Source organism: Mycoplasma sp. 3686h, assembly GCF_056781225.1.
In genome coordinates this window covers 488557-509073 of record NZ_CM165562.1, presented here as the reverse complement: position 1 = coordinate 509073, position 20517 = coordinate 488557, and the positions used below count along the sequence as shown (strand labels likewise).

General features: G+C 29.9%; 16 protein-coding genes and 1 pseudogene. 5 read left to right on the top strand and 12 right to left on the bottom strand.

The genetic code is table 4. The features are described from left to right. The first annotated feature begins 10 nt into the window (after positions 1–10). The 4 genes and pseudogenes from AC1RP9_RS02295 to AC1RP9_RS02280 all read left to right on the top strand — a co-directional run bounded on the left by AC1RP9_RS02295 (position 11) and on the right by AC1RP9_RS02280 (position 4855). Positions 11–886 (top strand): tyrosine-type recombinase/integrase, encoded by an 876-nt coding sequence (locus AC1RP9_RS02295; RefSeq protein WP_481821777.1) that lies wholly within the window; start codon positions 11–13, stop codon positions 884–886. Positions 887–1112: 226 nt separating this feature from the next. Further along, positions 1113–2144 carry a DNA cytosine methyltransferase gene (locus AC1RP9_RS02290; protein WP_481821775.1) on the top strand — a complete coding sequence of 344 codons (1032 nt, stop codon included), beginning with the start codon at positions 1113–1115 and terminating at the stop codon, positions 2142–2144. Then, positions 2104–2913 (top strand): annotated as a pseudogene (locus AC1RP9_RS02285) (Eco47II family restriction endonuclease). Before AC1RP9_RS02290 ends, AC1RP9_RS02285 begins: the two are co-directional and overlap by 41 nt. Positions 2914–3481: 568 nt before the next feature. Continuing rightward, the gene (locus tag AC1RP9_RS02280; protein WP_481821773.1) at positions 3482–4855 is read left to right on the top strand and encodes an AlbA family DNA-binding domain-containing protein; all 1374 of its coding nucleotides are present in this window, start codon (positions 3482–3484) and stop codon (positions 4853–4855) included. Positions 4856–5207: 352 nt separating this feature from the next. On the opposite strand, the gene AC1RP9_RS02275 is transcribed toward AC1RP9_RS02280, so the two are convergent. The 5 genes from AC1RP9_RS02275 to lepA form a co-directional block, all read right to left on the bottom strand. After that, the gene (locus tag AC1RP9_RS02275) at positions 5208–5639 is read right to left on the bottom strand and encodes a hypothetical protein (RefSeq protein ID WP_481821771.1); all 432 of its coding nucleotides are present in this window, start codon (positions 5637–5639) and stop codon (positions 5208–5210) included. A 14-nt stretch (positions 5640–5653) separates the two neighbouring features. Beyond that, entirely contained in the window at positions 5654–5983 is a 330-nt protein-coding gene (locus AC1RP9_RS02270; RefSeq protein WP_481821769.1) for an ArsR/SmtB family transcription factor, read from the bottom strand. Position 5984: 1 nt separating this feature from the next. Then, positions 5985–6356 carry a hypothetical protein gene (locus AC1RP9_RS02265; RefSeq protein ID WP_481821767.1) on the bottom strand — a complete coding sequence of 124 codons (372 nt, stop codon included), beginning with the start codon at positions 6354–6356 and terminating at the stop codon, positions 5985–5987. Between the two features lie 83 nt (positions 6357–6439). Beyond that, positions 6440–8338: a M13 family metallopeptidase gene (locus AC1RP9_RS02260; RefSeq protein WP_481821765.1), complete on the bottom strand. Its 1899-nt coding sequence runs from the start codon at positions 8336–8338 to the stop codon at positions 6440–6442. Positions 8339–8346: 8 nt separating this feature from the next. After that, entirely contained in the window at positions 8347–10152 is a 1806-nt protein-coding gene (lepA, locus tag AC1RP9_RS02255) for a translation elongation factor 4 (protein WP_481821763.1), read from the bottom strand. 266 nt (positions 10153–10418) lie between these two features. Here lepA and AC1RP9_RS02250 point away from each other — a divergent pair, with 266 nt between their 5' ends. After that, positions 10419–11384 (top strand): LacI family DNA-binding transcriptional regulator, encoded by a 966-nt coding sequence (locus tag AC1RP9_RS02250; protein ID WP_481821761.1) that lies wholly within the window; start codon positions 10419–10421, stop codon positions 11382–11384. 38 nt (positions 11385–11422) lie between these two features. Here AC1RP9_RS02250 and AC1RP9_RS02245 read toward each other — a convergent pair whose 3' ends face one another. The 7 genes from AC1RP9_RS02245 to AC1RP9_RS02215 form a co-directional block, all read right to left on the bottom strand. Then, positions 11423–12100, bottom strand: a complete 678-nt coding sequence (locus AC1RP9_RS02245) for a 16S rRNA (uracil(1498)-N(3))-methyltransferase (RefSeq protein ID WP_481821759.1) — start codon at positions 12098–12100, stop codon at positions 11423–11425. Then, a complete protein-coding gene (locus AC1RP9_RS02240) occupies positions 12100–13716 on the bottom strand; it encodes an ABC-F family ATP-binding cassette domain-containing protein (protein ID WP_481821757.1) in 1617 nt (538 codons plus the stop codon). The genes AC1RP9_RS02245 and AC1RP9_RS02240 overlap by 1 nt, the downstream gene beginning before the upstream one ends. A gap of 152 nt (positions 13717–13868) precedes the next feature. Further along, a complete protein-coding gene (secA, locus tag AC1RP9_RS02235; protein ID WP_481821755.1) occupies positions 13869–16634 on the bottom strand; it encodes a preprotein translocase subunit SecA in 2766 nt (921 codons plus the stop codon). Between the two features lie 147 nt (positions 16635–16781). Continuing rightward, positions 16782–17612: a hypothetical protein gene (locus tag AC1RP9_RS02230; RefSeq protein WP_481821753.1), complete on the bottom strand. Its 831-nt coding sequence runs from the start codon at positions 17610–17612 to the stop codon at positions 16782–16784. A gap of 79 nt (positions 17613–17691) precedes the next feature. Further along, a complete protein-coding gene (locus AC1RP9_RS02225) occupies positions 17692–18705 on the bottom strand; it encodes an MAG0770 family lipoprotein (RefSeq protein WP_481821751.1) in 1014 nt (337 codons plus the stop codon). Next, positions 18689–19420, bottom strand: a complete 732-nt coding sequence (locus AC1RP9_RS02220; protein WP_481821749.1) for a pseudouridine synthase — start codon at positions 19418–19420, stop codon at positions 18689–18691. The genes AC1RP9_RS02225 and AC1RP9_RS02220 overlap by 17 nt, the downstream gene beginning before the upstream one ends. A 2-nt stretch (positions 19421–19422) precedes the next feature. Beyond that, entirely contained in the window at positions 19423–20517 is a 1095-nt protein-coding gene (locus AC1RP9_RS02215; protein ID WP_481821747.1) for a nicotinate-nucleotide adenylyltransferase, read from the bottom strand.

Genomic DNA, 20517 nt, shown 5'->3' with positions numbered 1-20517 from the left:
AAAGGTCAATATGAAACCATTTTTAAAACTTACAGCTCAAGAGCTTTTTGAGCATTTACAACCACTTCATGACAATTTAATTACTTTAAAAAATAAGTTTGCACTTCTTCGTAAACACATTATTAGTTTTAATTTATATGATTATCAAGCGATTAATAATTATTTTCGTGCTCTAAATGCACGTGAACGAACTAAAGAAACAATTATTAATTTTACTAAAGCTTTATTTAAAAGTTTAAATGCAAGTCTACCAGCTCATTATCCTAAGCTTGATCCAAATGCTTTAACCAAAATCAATATCACTCAACAAGTGCACCGCAGAGCATTTACTGAGCATGAACTAAAAATTATTTTTGAACAATTAGAAAATCCAACTCCATCACAGTATCTTAAAAAAATTAATCAAACCCAAAAATTTATCTTTAAATTTTTGTTTAATAACGGTTGTCGTTTAGCTGAAGCAATTGCTGTGCTTAAAAGCAATAATTTTAAACTTAATACCAAAAACAACACTTATTATTGTATTATGAAAGCTTTTAAAAATGGTAATCAGCGCCCATTTCAACTCAGTTCAGGATTATATAATATTTATCAGCAACTCAATCCACGTAGTTTTAGTTATGCATATACTATGCGTTTTTTCACTAAATTTGCCAATCATTTAAATCATCTTCAAGGAGCTAATTTCTCAGCTCCACTTAGTTCGCATAGTCTCCGTACACATTTTATTACTGATGCTGTCTTGAAAAATATTAGTTTAAGCAAGCTTAAACTATGAACTGGACATAAAAGGATTGAAACTATTGAAAAAAACTATATTAAATTAAATGAAACCTTACTTTTAGATAATGCCAATGAACTTAGTAAAATAATGGACTTAAATTAGGTGATTCTAAAATGGATAAATTCGTGTTTAATCCATATTTTACGGAAAAATGGATTTTTTATATAATTAAAATGATATCAATTAATATATTTAATAGGAATTGATGATAATATACAAATTATCTTTATTTTTTTAAACTACTTAGTATTTTTCTATTATTATAGTAGTAAAAACTCAAAACTACTTTTGAGCTTTTTGCAATTAATCTAAATATAAAGGAGGGCGTGTGAGTAATAGATTCAAAAGTATCGAACTTTTTGCTGGTGCAGGAGGTTTGGCTTTAGGACTTGAACAAGCGGGTTTTAAACATATTGGGTTAATTGAATACGATAAAAGTGCTGCCAATACTTTAAAAACCAATCGACCTAAATGAAATGTTATTTGTGAAGATATTGAACTTGTTGCTCAAAGAGACCTACAAAAAGAATTTAATTTTAAAAAGGGAGAACTTGATTTATTATCAGGAGGAGCTCCTTGTCAAAGTTTTAGTTATGCCGGAAAAAGACTTGGACTTAACGACGTTCGTGGAACAATGTTTTATCATTATGCTGTATTTTTGGATAAATTACAACCTAAAATGTTTTTATTTGAAAACGTAAAAGGACTTTTATCGCATGATAAAGGAAGAACGTTCAAAACCATAATCAACATTTTTAAAAGTCAAGGATATGAAATATTTTATAATGTACTTAATGCTTGAGATTATGGAGTCGCACAAAAAAGAGAGCGTTTAATTGTTATTGGTATTAGAAATGATTTAGCCAAAAATAACTCATTTACCTTTCCTTTGAAGCACGAATATAAACCTGTACTTTCTGACGTTTTAGATAATGTTCCCCCAAGTATAGGAGCACGTTATTCAAAAACCAAGGAGGAAATATTTAAGTTAGTTCCTCCTGGTGGTTATTGAAAAGATATTCCTGCTAATATTGCTAAAAGCTACATGAAATCATGTTGAGATATGGAAGGTGGACGCACTGGTATTTTGAGAAGGTTAAGTCTAAACGAACCATCACTAACCGTTTTAACTACACCTCAAATGAAACAAACTGATCGTTGTCACCCAACTGAAGTTAGACCGTTCACTGTAAGAGAAAATGCACGGATTCAATCATTTCCAGATGAGTGGATTTTCACAGGAACTGTTAGTTCTCAATATAGACAAGTAGGAAACGCTGTTCCGTGCAATTTAGCAAAAGAAGTCGGTTTAAAAATATTTGAACAATTGGAGAAAATGCAAAAAGACGGAAGAATTTAAACTTAATTTCATTCTACAAGAAGATTTTGAAAAGCACGTTGCTAGTACTATAAAACAGTATCAAGAAGCATTAAAAGGAATAAATTTAGAGAAATTAAACAGTAATTTAATTGATCCTATTAAATTACTGTTTGACAAAAACGTTTTTAATAAGAGTTTTGAATAAATTATTAAATGAGAAATACATAGACAAAGAGACAAAACCAATACTAATGTTATTGGTTATTTTCACCAAAATATATTTAAGTACATCAAAAATTGCATAGTACCAAAACAAGGTTGAGACATAATATTTAACAGTGATGATAAAACTTATTATGTCGAAATGAAAAATAAACACAACACCATGAATAGTTCATCATCACAAAAAACATTTCTAAAAATGCAGAATCATTTATTAAATGCAAAAGATAAAAATAGAAGTGTTTGTGCATTAGTTGAAGTTATAGCTAAAAAATCACAAAATATACCTTGAGTAATCACAGTAGATAAAATTAAGCAAGCTACTAATGAATATATTAGAAGAATATCAATTGATAAATTTTATGAATTAGTTACTGGAGACAAAAATTCATTTAAATCACTTTGTGAACAATTACCAATCACAATTCGTAAAATCGTCTCTCAAAATAAAACATCTCGGGTTGAAAAAGATACAGTTATTGAAGAGTTAAAGAATATAGATACTGATATTTTAGTCGCTTTATATAAATTAGCATTTAATACTTATGAAGGTTTTAGCTGTGATGACTTAGAAAATCACGAATAAAACATAATCTTATCCTAATGAAGAAAAACTGGACTAGGATATTTACATGAGATTGCTAAAAGTTTTAATTTTCCACCTGATCTACAAAAGTTCCGAAACATCTACACTAAAAGTAAGAGCAGTAAGCAATGTTTCTCATGAAATACAATACAAAGGTATATTATTTCTAAACTCGTTAAAGAGAAAATCAAAAGAAGATAATAAAATTACACGAGCTTAGTTAGCTTTTTGTGCACGAGTTAGTGTTAAAACTATTGCTTATAGGATTAAAAAATAAAAAATCTAAAATTTACAAAAACAGGAAAAACAGGGTATTGAAAATTTCAAAAGAAATAATGTTTTTGAGAGTGAAAAATATTATTTCTATGAATATTTAATTTTGATGATTCAAAATTTATAAACTAATAGCAAATAAAAAACCTTTCATCCACGTTTAATAGATGTAAAAGGTTTTTTAATCCCTGTAACTGGGAAACTCAGGATAAACCTACATTAGGACGAATGTAAAGAAGATTAATCCATGCTTAATCCATATTTTAAGGACAAATGAATTTTTTATATAATTAAAATGATATCAATATATTTAATAGAAGTTGATATGGATGTAGATAAATTAAAGGAATTAATCCAAAAAGGCGAAGGAATTGATATTGAATTTAAAGAGTCAGAAAAAGCAATTAATAAAAATGTTTACAACACAGTGTGTTCATTTAATAATGGTTTTGGTGGATATATTATATTAGGAGTTGATGATAATAAACAAATTAATGGAGTAAATCCAGAGTCAGTAGATAAAATGATCACTGAATTTATCACCACAATTAATAGTGCTCAAAAAATAAATCCACCTCTTAATTTAGTTCCTGAAGTTATTGACGTTGATGACAAAAAGATTATTTATATCAATGTACCTAAAGGCTTACAAATTCGTCGGAATAATGGTCAAATATTTATTCGTTCAAATGAAGCTGATATTAATATCACAAACAATGAAGAAGCAATTTTTAAATTATATGCTAGCAGACAACACCGATATTTTGTTGATAGAGTGTATCCTAAACTTAAAATTGAAGATTTAAATAAAGACTTAATTGAAAAAGCACGTAAAATGGCATCTGCAACAAATAAAAATCATAAATGAAAAGATATGAATGATGAAGAGCTTTTACGAAGTGCTGGCCTAATTTTAATTGACTCTGATACAAGAGAAGAGGGAATTACTTTAGCCGCTATTTTATTATTCGGAACAGATAATTTAATCGCTTCAGTCCTTTCTCATTATAAAAATGATGCTATTTTTAGAGTAAACAATACAGAACGTTATGATGATCGGAAAGTAATTACTACTAATTTAATTGATAGCTATGAGCAATTAATGGATTTTGGACAAAAACATTTAAATGATTTATTTGTGCTTGATGGTATTCAAAGAATTAATGCCCGAGATTTAATTTTACGTGAGATTATTTCTAACACACTCGCTCACAGAGATTACTCAAGCGGTTTAGCAGCTACAATGACTATAAGTGATAAAAATATTGTGATCGAAAATAGTAACATATCAAAAGGATATGGAGTTTTAAATTTTAAAAAATTTTTTTCTGATCCAAAAAATCCATCAATTTCAAAAGTATTTAGAGAAATAGGTCTTGTCGATGAACTTGGTTCAGGAATGAGAAATACTTCAAAATACACTAGCCTTTATTCTGGTGAAAATCCAATTTTTGAAGATGGTGATATTTTCAGAACAACTATTCCAATTCAAAAAATATCCACACTAAAGGTAGGAGGCGAAACCAATGTCCCTCAAAAATCACAATACAAAGGTATATTACTTATAAACTTCATTAAAGAGAAAATTAAAGAAAACAATCGAATCACAAAAGAAGAGTTAGCTTCTTTTACAGGATTTAGTATTAGAACAATTAAATCGTACAATTAAAAAAATCAAAAATATTAAATATGTTCAAGACGGGCAAAAAGGATATTGAGAAGAAAAACAAGAAAAAGAACAATAAAAACAAAGTCTACATCAAATATAGGAAGATAAAGTGATGTCACCCCTGATGTCACCCCTGATGTCACCCCTGATGTCACCCCTGATGTCACCCCTGAAAGAATAATACATATATGTATTCTTACTAAAACTTCTTAAAGAAAAAAAGAAAATAATCGAATTACAAAAGAAGAATCAGAAAAAGACAACCCGTTCACGATTAAAAACAACATACAAAAGAGCGAAATAACTTTTCGCTCTTTTGTATGTTGTTACATTTTCCAAGTTTATACGTATTTTATTCAAGTTTTAGTTCTGTTTGAGAAAGGTTATAAATTTCAGTTTGACTTTCAATATCAATTTTATTGACAAATCAATTATTTGCGTAAGCTTGTTGAATAAAATCTTTATATCTATTTTTTCCATTAACTTCTTTTAAAGTTATTACTACTGAAAATTTTATGTTTTGACCATCTGGTCTATTTAGTCTTTCTTTTCTTTTAATGCTTATTCCTCAAAAACCATCTCCATATATTTTTTTTGGTTGTTTTGTTCCTTTTTTAGGTGTTCTAAAATTTTCGCGAATGTGTTTTACATTATCTCATTTTCTGTATGAATCACGTGCTTTAGCTTCTTTTAAATCGTATTCAAATTCTTCACTAGCTTGCTTATTATCAATTGGGACATATAAAATATAATTTGGGACAAATGCATGGATTTTACAATCCATGCTTATATTTTAATTTAATGACTATGAATCATTTGATTATTACAAGAACAAGCATATTTTTGTAAACTAGGTTCTTTGGCAATTAAATCCAATAATTCGTGGTTTTGATTACAAAAATCTTTGTTTATATAATAATAAACGTAAATCCCTTTGGTTTTAGTTTTAATCACATTAGCACTACGAAGTGCACTAAGATGTTTAGATAAATTTGCTTGACGAATGTTGAACAATTCCGAAAGAGTTTGGACATCGCATTCTGCTTTAGAACACATATATAAGTGAATAATGATTTTTAATTTAGATTCGCTGGATAAAAATTTAAATAAATTAGTTAGTCGCTTCATTTTAAGTTCCTTGCAATGATGATGCTTGATGGAGCAAATTATATGTTGCTTGCGAGAATTCACCTAAAATAATTGATAGTTTGCTTGAGTTAACTAAAATACCAGTAATTCCTTTGAGTGATTTAAGTTTTTTCACGTTAACTTGTGGAGATTGATAAAAAATAATATTAACTCGTGAAGGTTTTAATTCAAGTGATTTAATTTGTTTGAGGTCTGCAAAACAAGCTAAAAAAACATCTTTATTAAAGGGTAACTTATCAACTTGATAGATAGTATTTTTTTGGTGTTTAAGCTGTTTTTTTCACTTAATCCAAATTAAACCAAAGGTAATGAAAGTATAAAACCATAATTTGAACTTGCTCTTTGCGTACATAATTTTATTATATTAAATAAATGGTTGAAAGTACTTAAAAATGAGTAAAAAAGACAAGAAATCTTTCTTGTCTTAAATGTTTATTATCAAATTTTTACCCTTTTTTCAGGTACAATATACATTTTATCTTGTGGTTTTATGTTATAAACCTTGTAGAATAAATCATTATTTTTTAAATGGACATTAGCACGGGCTTTTCCAGGGGCATGAACATCAGTTTTTAATAATAAAGTCATATATTCAGGTTTGGCTTTGTTACGTCAAATAGTTGCTCAATTGGTGAAAAAATCTTTTGCATTAAAATCATTTTGTCCTTGAGCAGCTTCTAGTGCACAATCAAACCCACCTAAATCAGCAATGTTTTCTGAAACGGTTAATTTTCCATTTACCAGTCCCATTCCAGTATCAAATCCCTCGAACAATTCAATTACTTGCTCTTTTTTCAAGTTAAATTTAGTTCGATCTTCATCGGTTCATCAATTATTTAATGAACCATTTTCATCAAATTGTGAACCATTATTATCAAAAGCATGTGAAATTTCATGAGCAATTACTGCTCCAATTCCACCATAGTTTTTTGATGAACTTTGTTCAATACTGTAAAATGGAGCTTGCAAAATGGCTGCTGGAAAGACAATGTGGTTTTTAATTGGGTGGAAATAAGCATTAATTAAAGCTGGTGACATTTCTCAGTATTCTTTGCTTTCACTTTTTAAATAAAGCGAATCTTGATATGCTTGCATAATTCTTTGAAACTCAAGCACATTTTCGAGTAAGTTTGATTTTTGTGCATATGTTTTAACTTTGAATTGTTCATAGTAAGGACGGATTTTGTCTGGATATCCAACCATAACATCAAGTTTAGAGAGCTTTAAAATTGCTTTTTCTTTAGTTGATTGACTTAATCAATCGTTTTTACTGAGACGATTTTTATAAATCTCAATCATTTTAGTAATCATATTCTTAACATCTTGTTTAGCTTGAGGTCCAAAATATTTTTGAGCATAAGCTAGTCCAAATGGTTTATTAAACCATTTTTCTGAGCTTTTAAAAGCATATTTTTTATTACTCATTGCTCGATCAATTCCAGTGATTGATTTTCTTAGTTCAGTTGCAATAATTCTTAAATCATCAGTTAAATAAGCACAGGCATTAATTAAATTGTTAATAATTAACATCGCTTTATACCCATTAAATGTGGATGGATTGTAAATTTTATTTAAATTTTGAACATAATTTTTATTAGTTACCACAATGCTTGAGACATTATCACCAACAATTTCTTTAGCTATTTTTTCTAAGTTAAAGTAACTTGAAACGCTTTGTAATTCGCTTAATGGAGTCATGTTATATAAACTAGTATAATCAGCCTTTTGGAGCGAGCTAAGGACATAATCTTTAACTAAATTATCAAATTCAATTGCACTTCTTGCTAGTTCATTTGCTTTAGTTTGAGTATATCCATAAGCTTTTAAGAGTTTAATACTCATTTCTTTGAACACTTTTAAGTGTTTTTTAGCATCAGCTTTTTCATAATATTCTTTTGAAGGTAAAATAATTGATTGCTCACCGAGTCATAAGACCTTTATTGATGAATTCACAAAGTCATCTTCTACTTCTAAACTAATTGGTAAATAGCTTCATTGCGAACGTTTTGAGACTAATTTTTGTGCTAATTCGTCAAAACTATTCAATTGTTCAATTTCACTAATTAATGCTTTAGCTGGAGTCATTGCTAATGAATTACGTTTTTTGTAATTTTTAAACATTTTATAAAACTTAGCAAATTCACTCATTGGACCGGTTAATTGATTTGTATTTAAGGCTAATTCATCAGCTAGAGCAATTAATTGTTTGTTAAGTTTTTTATCTAGCTCTCCAAAGGCTGAAATTGAAGGTTTATCGGGTTCAATTTTTGCTTTTTTCAATCAAGCTTGATTAGTATATTCATAAAAATCATCTTTTAAATTAGGTTTTTTCATGTTTTCTCCTACTTATTTGGTTCGGTATTTGTTTTTAAAATTGATAAAAACGCTTCTTGAGGAACTTCAATTGAACCAAGTTTTTTCATGCGTTTTTTACCTTCTTTTTGTTTTTTAAGAAGCTTTTGTCTTCGAGTAACATCCCCACCATATAATTTAGCGGTAACATCTTTTCGAAATGCTTTAATAGTTTCACGAGCAATAATTTTCCCACCAATGGTAGCTTGAACTGGAACTTCAAAATTTTGGCGAGGAATTGCATCTTTAAGTTTCTTAGTTAATTCTCGAGCTGCCTCATAAGCTTTATCACGGTGAGTGATAATTGAAAAAGCATCAACTTTATCCCCGTTAAGTAAAATATCCACTTTAACTAAATCGCTAATTCGATATCCAATTCATTCGTATTCAAAGGAAGCATACCCTTTGGTTGAACTTTTTAAACGATCAAAAAAGTTAAAAATAGTTTCAGCAAGTGGAAGTTCATAAATGATCCGAGTTCGCTTATCATCAATCACTTCAAGTGCTTTATATACTCCACGTTGATTTTGACACAAGTCCATCACATTTCCGATATATTCATTTGGTACAAAAACACTTGCTTCAATGTATGGTTCTTCAATATATTCAATAAAAGTACGATCTGGAAGCATTGTTGGATTAGAAATAAATTCAACATTACCATTAGTAAAAGTGACTTTATATTCTACCGAAGGAGCTGTTGCAATAATTCCAACTTGATATTCACGATCTAAGCGTTCTTGTAAAATCTCCATGTGAAGCATTCCTAAAAAACCAACCCTAAATCCAAAACCAAGGGCTTTTGAAGTTTCTTGTTCTCAAGTAATTGAAGAATCTGAAAGCGAAATTTTTTCTAGTGATTCTTTTAAGAGTGAATAATCACGAGTATCGATTGGATAAAATCCAGTAAACACGACTGGTTTCATCTTTTTATAACCAGGAAGAGCTTGCTCAGTTGGGTTTTCTACTAAAGTGATTGTATCTCCCACTGAAACTTCTTTAGCATCACGTATGGCTGCACTAACTCAACCAACTTCTCCAGCAGATAGAAAATCTTTTTTACTTTCGTGTGGGTTGCGAACCCCAAGGTCAATGACGTGATATTCAGCTTTAGTATTATGAGACATGAATTTAAATTTATCACCAACAGCAAGGCGACCTTGAAAAATCCGAATTAAAAGTACCACTCCACGATATGGATCAAAATAACTATCAAAAATTAATGCTTTAAGTGGTTCATTATCATCAGCGTTTTGCGGATAAGGAATATATTGAACAATGGCTTCTAAAAGCTCATCTACTCCTTGTCCGGTTTTTGCTGAAACTAAAATGGCATTATCAGTCGGAATTCCAATTACTTCTTCAATTTCACGTTTCACTAGCTCAACATCAGCACTAGGAAGATCAATTTTATTAATTACTGGAATAATTTCTAAATTATTTTCTAGTGCTAAATACACATTAGCTAAGGTTTGGGCTTCAATTCCTTGAGTAGCATCAACTAATAAAAGTGCTCCTTCGCTAGCTGCTAATGAACGCGAAACTTCATAAGTAAAATCAACATGCCCTGGTGTGTCAATAAGATGAAAAATATAATCTTGATATTTTAATTGCACAGCATTAAGTTTAATAGTAATTCCACGTTCTTGTTCAAGGTCCATTGAATCAAGAAATTGAGCTTTCAGATCACGTTTAGCAACGGTATTAGTTAGTTCTAAAATCCGATCAGCAAGTGTGCTTTTACCATGGTCAATGTGGGCAATGATTGAAAAATTTCGAATCTTATTTTTATCCATATTGTTATATTTTACTAAATTTGCGTATTATTTAGGGAATAAAGACAGCTTTATTAAATAATAAAAATATTTAAATTAAAATTTTTGTGCTATAATTTTACTAATGCTTGTTGCAAAACAAGGGTGAGACATTAGGTCTCTGCTTGCCAAAATATATGTAAAAAGGCCTTTCACGTTAATAATTTAGTCTTCCAAAGGAAGATTTTTTTATGCAAACCTTAAAAAATATGAAAAAAAACAGAAAAATTTTCATATATAATAAGCGTATGAGTAAAAGTAAACAGATTTCATATAAGGACATTTCGGAAAAAGCTCGAGTGTCAATTTCAACAATTAGTCGATACTATAACGGCGGATATGTATCTGGAAAAACTAGAAAGACAATTGAAGAAATTGTTAAATCGTATCAATATTACCCAAATCATGGTGCACGACTCATTCGTGGACGAGACCACTCGATTTTTATTATTATGCCTGAATGAACTCAAAATATCTATTTATCCATTGTGAACGGAATTGTAGTAGCGTGTAAGAAAAACAATCGTAAAGTTAATATAACTTTCACTGGTAGGACAACTGAAGAATATATTGAAACTGTACGTTATATTCTTTCTATGAGACCAACATCAATGGTAATTTTCACCCCAGAGCGAGATGAAAACTTATTTACTTTTTTACGCGAAATTTCTGATGTATCAATTGTAATTTATGACCACCAAGTAACTGGCTTAAATTGAATTAAAATTGATGAAACCAATGCCTTTTACGACTTGACTGTTGCATTAATTAACACCTTAGACACTTCAGAAAAAATCAAACCACGAATCTTATTTTTAGAAGATGCTAAATTATCTTCAATCCAGAAAAAAGATCGTTTCGCTGGGTTTGAACGCGCTTGCAAAGAAAAAGGAATTAATTACGAAAAAACTGAAGTTTCATTTAATAATTCCAATACTGTTAAATCATTTATTGCTTTAACACGCAATAAGCAAATTTCAAATGTCGTATGCTCAACCCATGAATCATATATTTCATTAACTGTTCAAGGAATTCCAAATTTAAAATTAACTGATATTGGTTATCAGTCAATTTATGATCGAATTAAAAATTATAAAGCTAAAATTTTTATTGATTTTCCTTCAGTTGGTATTGAAATTGAAAAAATGTTAATTATTCATTCAGTTGAAAAACAAACACAAAACAAATTCATTAAAGCAAGAATCATTACTTAAAGATGTAAAAACCATTTTTGTATAACCAAAAATGGTTTTTAATACATTTTAACTTGCGATAGTAAATAAAGAGCAGCGGTTTCTGAGCGTAAAATCCGGCTACCTAATGATACAATCTGGACATTTAAAGCTTGCGCTTGTTTAATTTCACTGTTTGAAAATCCGCCTTCAGGTCCAATCAAAAACATACATTCATGATTAATTTGTTGATTTAATGTTTGAGTATTGTTAGTTTTTTCGTGAGCTAAATATTTATTTTTAATTGGATAATTAAGTGCTTGCTCAAAGCTATGAATTGGAGTTAAGTTCGGGATTTTGTTGCGAAATGATTGTTCAGCTGCGTTTTGTAAAATAGTGTTAAAGCGTTCAATCTTTTTATTGAATTTATATTTAACTAAATCATTATTGCAATATTGTGTTTGCATTGGAATTATAGTGCTAACTCCTAATTCAGTTGCTTTTTGAAGCATTCATTCAAAGCGTTCGAGTTTGATAATAGATATTGCTAAAACTATTTCAAACGGATTTTCGTGGTTATTAGTCATTTTTTCAATGATTTTAGCACGATTATTTTCTAAAATACATAAATAAAATTCGCTTTGATAAATGCAAATAAATTGCTTATTTTCAGCACGAATGACTTTTAAATGTTTAAGGGTTTCTGGAGATAGAATAAAATGTTCATTGACTTTTTCTTGGACAAAAAAACGATTCACTAATACTCCATTGCTTGTTCGTATTCTTCTAAAGTTCCACGGAATAAGAAACTTTCCTGTGGGTTTTTAAGTTCTAAAATAACATCAGCACATTGATTGACAAATGCACGATTATAAGTGGTGAAAATAACTCCGCCACGGTATTGTTTAACACCTTCAATCACTGAATCAATGCTTTCAGTGTCTAGGTGATCTAGTGGCTGATCTAAAATAATAAAATTACTTTCAAGAAGCATCATTCTCGAAAACATTAAACGAGCTTTTTCTCCCCCGCTAGTGACGTTAACTTTTTTAAAAACTGAATCACTTGAAAAGAGCATTCTTCCTAAAAATCCTCGCATACGCGAATCTGATACATCTTTATTTTCTTCAAGAGTATTTTCTAAAGGTCATTTTGAAATTCATTCTAAAATGTTTAAATCTGAGTCAAAATATTTTGCATTATCATTAGGAAAATAACTTGTTTTAATGGTTTGTCCTCAAGTAACTGTTCCGCTAGTTGGTTTTAATTCACCGGCTAATATTGCCAAAAGTTTAGTTTTAGCAATATCATCTTCACCAATAATAACCATTTTTTCTCCAGGTTTTAAGCTGAAATTAAGATTTTCAAACAAGGTTTGACCGTGTTCATTAACATAAGTTAGATTCTCAACAGTAACAATTTGTTTCCCATGATCACGGTTCATTTCTCAACGCACATAAGGATATTTTCGATTTGACGGTTTAATTTCGTCGAGTTGAATTTTTTCAAGCGATTTTTTCCGTGATGTTGCTTGGCGAGATTTGGACGCATTGGCACTAAAACGAGCAATAAAATCTTTAAGCTTTTCGATTTGAGCTTCTTTTTTAAGATTTGATTGCTTCATCATTTCACGAGCTAATTCAGAAGATTGTTTTCAAAACGAATAATTTCCAGTATAAATTTTAGCTTCATTAAAATCAATATCAACAATATGAGTGCAAATTGAATCGAGAAAATCACTATCGTGTGAAACCACAATTACCACATTATCGTACTCAATTAGAAAATTTTCAAGTCACTTAATGCTACGTAAATCCAAGTGGTTAGTTGGCTCATCCATAATTAAAATATCAGGATTTCCAAATAATACTTTTGCTAGAAGTACCTTAATTTTTTGATTTGCACTAAGATCTTTCATTTGAGCATTTCATTTATCTTTAGGAATACTTAAGTTTGATAGTAATTCCTGAGCATCATTTTCAGCAGTCCACCCACCTAATTCACCAAATTTTTCTTCTAATATAGCCGCTTTTTCATAATCTTCCATACTTGCTTCAGGATTGGCATAAATAGCGTCCTTTTGCTCTTTAATTGAGTAAAGTTGATCATTACCCATGATTACAACTTCGGTAACGATTAAATTATCATAAGCATTATGATCTTGCGAAAGAACAGAAATACGTTTATTTTTTTCGATAATCACATTTCCGCTAGTTGCTTCGATTTGACCTGAGAGAATTTTTAAAAAAGTTGATTTTCCAGCCCCATTAGCACCGATAATTCCATATGTGTTCCCTTCAGTGAATTTTAAATTAACCCCTTCAAATAGTTTTTTATCACTAAAAATCTTGCTTAAATTCTGTACTTCTAACATCTTATTACTCCTTAAGGATATATTACTTGTTATTATATAAAAATGCTCTTAAAATGTAAAGAAAAAGTCTGAACAAACAGACTTTTTGACACTACTTTTGAAGAATTTCAAAACTCAATGTCGGCTCAGTATCATTATACTATAATTCAAAATTATTGAGCTTCTTTATTTGATGGATTATCTAAATCACTACCTGGAACTTGATAATTGGGATTTAATGTATTATTAAACGCTTCATTAATTGGAAGAATTGATAATTTTTCTCCATTGTCATCTTCTTGAACATTTTGAACTGAAGTGTCTTCAAGTGGATGATCAATAATATCATTTGTTTGTTCAGGTTGATTGTCATTCATACTAATTGAACTTTCTTGTGGTTCAGGGTTATAATCATACATGCTTAAGCTTGCGGTAATTTCTTCCATGCGAGCTTTAACACTTTTATAAAGATCAACAATTTCTTGCTCACGTTCACTTGGGGATTTGTTCAAATCGGTATTGTTTCGAGTGAATGATTGATAAATTTCTTGAAAAACAGGGTCTTCTTCCATTTCACGAGTAATAATCGAATGAGCTCCAAGACGGTTTGAGAAAATTTGTAACATAACATCAAAGGCAATATTTTCAACCATATCTTCAAACATACGAGTTCCTTCTTGGGTATAAATTTGATATGGGTTTTTTTGCGAATATTGCACTAAATTCACATTTGAACGCAATTTATCCATATTATTAATATGACGTTTTCATTTTGAGTCTAAAGTTGATAAAATAATTTGTTTTTCGATTTCAAAAATTTCTAAATCTAAATATGATTTTAAAGCATTAGTTCTTCATTTATCGTATGCTTGAATAATGACATTGGAAATATACTCAGGAAGGTCTTTTTCATAAATGTGACTAATTTCTTTGAGTGAAAATTCAAACGCAATCAATCCACCGATATTTTGGTTTAAAAAGTTAACTAACTCATGATAGTTATACGAATATTTTCCTTTATAAGCCGGGAAGTTAACAATTGAATTAGTGGTGTGTTTAATCATTTTTTCAATAATAAATTTGGGATCTGTTGCATCTAAAATCAAATCTCTTTGCGAGTAAATTAAGTCCCTTTGTTGACGAATAACATCATCATAATTAAGCACTGATTTTCGCGAATCATAATTAAATCCTTCAATTTTCTTTTGAGCATGATTAAAGGCAAAACGCAAGTTTTTATTAGTGATTTCAGCTCCATGAGCATCAGCATAAGCTTCTTTAAATGAATCATAATTTGAAAAACGTTGCATTAAGGGGTCATCAATTGAGATATAAAACTTGCTAGTCCCTATATCCCCTTGACGCCCTGAACGTCCTCTAAGTTGATTATCAATCCGACGTGATTCAGCTTTATCAGTTCCAATTACGTACAATCCACCGAGTTTTAAGGCTTCTGGTGAAGGTTTAATGTCAGTTCCCCGACCAGCCATATTTGTAGCAATGGTAACTGCTTTAACCTCTCCAGCATGTGAAATAATTTCAGCTTCAGAAGCATTTTGCTTTGCGTTAAGAACTGTGTGAGGAACACCAGCTTGGAGTAAATGTTTGTGAAGTTCTTCTGAATCTTCAATTTGAGCAGTCCCAATTAAGACTGGTTGACCTTTTTGATATAACTCAAGCACTTTAGCAGTTACGGCATTTCATTTATCGATTGACGAAGCAAAAATAGCATCTGGTTCATCAATCCGTATAATGGGTTTATTAGTTGGGACGACATTTACTCTCATGTTGTAGATATCGATAAATTCTTGCTCTTCGGTTTTTCCGGTTCCAGTCATTCCACATAGTTTATTAAACATTCTGAAAAAGTTTTGGTAGGTAATGGTAGCTAAAGTTTGGGTTTCAGGTTCAATTTCAACCATTTCTTTGGCTTGAATTGCTTGTTGGAGACCTTCTGAATAGCTTCGACCTTCCATGATTCTTCCAGTAAAACCATCGACAAGTTCAATTTTTCCTTCACGAACGATATATTCAACATTATTACGCATAATTTTGTGTGCCCGTAAAGCGTTTTGGACTAAGTGCACAGTTTCTGAATTTTCAATATCATAAATGCTTTTGACATTGAAAAATTTATTGGCCTTAGCAATCCCAGAGTGAGTTAATGTAATTGCTTTTGATTCTTCGTCAATTAAATAATCTTCACTTGCTAAAGTGCGTACAAATTGATCAGCTTGAAAATATGTTGATGAATCTTGAGTTTGTCCACCCGAGATAATAAGCGGAGTTTTTGCTTCGTCAATTAAAATAGAATCAACCTCATCGACTAAACAAAATTGCAACCCTCTTTGGACTTTTTCGCTCATTTTTTCTACCATATTATCCCTAAGATAATCAAAACCGAGCTCTGAATGGACTGAGTAAGTAATATCCGCTGCATAGGCTTTTCGCTTTTCATTTGGTTGCATTTGAGCTTTGTTAATTCCAACACTTAACCCTAAAAAGTTAAAAACTTCACCCATTTCTTTAGCATCACGTTCACTAAGGTACTCGTTAACAGTTGAAACAATAGCTCCTTTCCCTAAGAGTGCATTTAAATACACTGGAGCAATTGAAGTAATGGTTTTTCCTTCTCCAGTTTTCATTTCAGCAACTGAACCTAAATCTAAAAGAATCCCTCCGAGCATTTGCACATCGAACGGACGTTTTCCAAGTACTCTTTTAGTTGCTTCACGTGCAACAGCAAAAACATCGTTTCTAATTTGCTCAAGGGTGTAACCATCATTTAACATTTCTCTAAAAATATTAGTGGTTTCTTTGAGCTCTTGATCGCTTAGTTTGGAAACTTGTTCTTCTAACTTATTAATCTCTTTAAGCGCTCTTTGAGCAATTCTCATTTCAGTGGTTTTAAAATCGAATATTTGTTTGGTTGATTTCATAATGTATTTTTAATTATACTAATTTATTTTATTTCTTAATCCTTTAATTTACTTGTAAATTAAAGCTATTTTACAACAAAAAATCAACCCGATTTCTCGGATTGATTTGAAAAACTTTAATATCCTAAAAATGTGTAAATAAGTTTTTTAGATCTCTCTTGGTGTGACCCCTTCTGATAAGCGATCGATAAAGAACGAAATAATTTTAGAAGTAACAATGCTTGCTTTGAGTCCGGCTGCTAAGGCAATACCAGCTGTTGTATTGACCACTGAAGCACCGATTAAAAATCCTCTAAAAAATTTTTTATAATGATTTTTAAATCAATCTTTAACTGTTCCGGTAACTTGAGAAGTCTTATCAAGAATGCTGTTTAAAAAATTGATAAAACGTGATTTTCTCATTAATTGACCAGCTGTATAAACTTTGCTAGAACTATATTCAACACTCTTCTTTGAAAGGGTTGATTTTTTCTTAAGTAATGTGAAGTTGATATTAACTTTAACTTCTTCATCAAAATTTTTAGTTTCTAAATAGTCAAATAATTGCGACAATTGAGATAAAAATTGCTTTTTAGATTCTTTTGCTTTGTCTTTGTCAATAATATTTAACTGTAAATCAAAGCTTACTTGGTCATTTACTTGTTTTAAGATTGGTTGTGGTTGTGGTGTTGTCTTATCGGTTGATATGCTTGCAGGAGGATTTGTTGGTTTTGGGTTGGTAGAGGTGGTTGGAGTTGGATTATTTGGAGTTATTCCCGAATCTGGATGTTCTTCTTCAGGAATGCTGTTTAATTCATCTAATATTTCTTTTTCTATTGCAGAAGGTGGTTCTACATTCTGATTTTGATTGTTTGGACTGGCAACTACTTTAGTTTTTGCTCAAGGTCCATTATACGCACCTCAAACACCTACTCCGATTCCTACAGGGACTAGGATAATTAGTAAAAATAGTATTGTTTTAATCAATTTCCTTTTCATAAGATTTCCTTTTGTGAAAGCAAAAGGAAGCTTTTAGAACTATTGTTAATTGTATTATTTTTTTAATTATACATCAAAACTAACCTTTTAAATTAACATACAATTCGTTTGTTTTTTGTCAAATTTTAAATAAATTTGAAAAATTTGAATTTTCATCAAAAAACCCAACTAATGTGCTTGATGGATATGAACCATCAAACTGATCAGTAATTGATTTAACTGAATTTAGAAATTGATCATAGCTAGTGTTAATCAATGCTAAAGTTTCAGAAACTTTGTCATTATTAATTCTTGATTTGTTTTCATTTAAAAAATCAATTAAGCTTTTAATTTCCTTAATCGCACTTGAATCATTAACATTAGCAACCACTACACTTCATTCTTTGACAACGTTTCCAATTGCATGAGTATGTTCTATGATTGTATTGTTATTACCATCGACTTGAACTCTTTTTTGCAATTGACCATAGTTAATTGATTTTAAGTTTTCGTTATACCATTTGTTTTTATATTCTTGTTTAGCTTCAGAAAGTTTTGAATTGCTAAACCATTCATCATAAAGTGGAGAGATACCGAACTTAGTATTAACTAAAAAATCTAATTGCTTTTGAAAATCAAGGAAAATATTTGTTTCAGTTTTAAAAACACGATCTTGAACAATTAATCCTAATTCTTCATTTATAGCATTAAAACGGAAAAATGCATCATTATAAGATTTAATTTCATTTTCTTGTAAATTTAATTCTTTGAAGAATTGTTCCTTGATTTGATTTTTTAAATTAAATGTTTGATTGGTATCTTTAATCAGTTTATTAAACTCATTTAGTGCATTAACAAAACTTTGAGCTTTTGATTGAATATCTTTATAATAAAAAGCAAAGTTTTGACTTGGTTGAGCATTTTGGTTTGTAAAAAATGAGTTAATTGAATTAAAATAACGATTATATTGTTGTAAATTTTCCTGGGCTTGAAGTTTTAAACTAGCTAAATTATTTTTATTTTCTCTATCAAAATCACTAGTACACGCAACTGATGATATTGTTGTAGTAGCAATAAATGTGGGAATTAATAAAAATTTAATCTTTTTGAGCATTTTGTTCTCCTTTTAAACGAACAAGGTTTTTTAAATCCTTAATTTCTTTAAATGTTAATTTGCGATAGTGACCAATTGGTAGTTTTTCAACAGTAATTCCTGCATATTCAACTCTTTTAAGGTTAATAACTAGTTTATTAACTGTTTCAAAAATTTTCTTAACATGATGATAAGTTCCTACTTTAAGAATCACAAAATAGCTTTTCGGTCCAGCTTGAAGAATTTGTTGATTTGATTGAGTATTATTGATAATCAATGGACCATTAAGTTTTTTGAGTTCATTTTTAGTTAATGGTTCATTTAAACGAGCACGATATACTCTGATAATTTGATAACTTGGATGCATTAATTTATTAGCTAAATCCCCGTCATTTGTCATTAAAAGTACTCCAGTTGTATCATAATCTAATCTTCCGACTGGAAAAATTTTGTAAGGAGTATTAATTAAATCAGTAACAATAGTACGGTTAAAATTATCTTTAAGAGTACAAACGGTTTTAGGTGGTTTATTTAATACAAAATAAACCTTTTCTTCACGAAAAATGGGCTTATTATCAACTAAAATTTTATCCTTAAAAGAAGCTTTATCACCAAGATGAACCACTTTTCCATTAACTGTTACTCGGTGAGCATTAATTAAGTTTTCCGCTTCACGACGTGAAGCAATTCCGGCTTGAGCAAGGAGTTTTTGGACCCTTTGTAAATTTGCTGTCATATTTATTTTAAATACTTTCTGTATATTTGTTCTTGTCGTTGAGAAAACTTAACACCTTTGTCAATATTATATTGATAAACATATTCCACCACTTTTTTAAAAGCTAAATCTAAATCTTTAAAAGCTAGCTCGCGAAGTTTTTGGACCCCAACAAATCTGCGTCCTGGTGAAATTTTATCACTAATAAATAAGATTTTGTCTAGTGGAGAAATGATGTTTTCTTCAGTGTGATCATCTAAGGTTGTATGCACTAAAATAGCATGTAAAATTTCAATGTCTTTTAATTTATATTGGTGCTTAACTCAAGTATAACCACACACTTGGTGGAGTTCATGACTAAGAACATTTGCATACTCAGGTTCAAATTGTGCTAAATACGCTCTTGATTCTTGTTCGTCTCACTCTTTAGCAATATCGTGTAATATTCCGGCTAGGTAAGCTTTTCGAGCATCGACATTAAATCTTTTTGCCATTTCAGCAGCAAAATGTCCAGTATTAATACAATGTTTAGCTCTTAAAGCGCTTAACATTGAATGAATGATTTTTTCTAAATACAATCCATGTGTTTGAATGTAATCAAGTACTTTGTCGTTCACACTATCCAAATAACCTTGTTTGAATTCGCTTGAAGAAAAATCTCATAACGGATTATTTAAAATTAATGCATTATATTTTTTTGCATTAATTTTATTAATCTTTTTAGTTCGCTTTATTACCACAATTTTTGCTAATTGAGCAATTTGATCAATCTCTTTTCATTTATCTAATTTTGGTAAATGATCGCTTCCAATAATTAAAAATAATTGATCATTTTTAAATTTGTGACTAAAATATTTGACCGTATCAATGGTGTAAGATGTCCCACCCCGTTTAATTTCAAAATCACTTATAAACATTTTATCTTCAAGTACTTGCTTGAGCATGTTAATGCGATGTATTGGATTATTATATTTTTGCTTATTCTTAAATGGGGAATTATTTGCTGGAACAAAATATAATTCATCTAGTTGTAATTGTTCAATTACATATTTTGCTACACTAATATGACCTTTGTGAACAGGATCAAAGCTTCCACCATAAATTGCAATTTTCTTCAT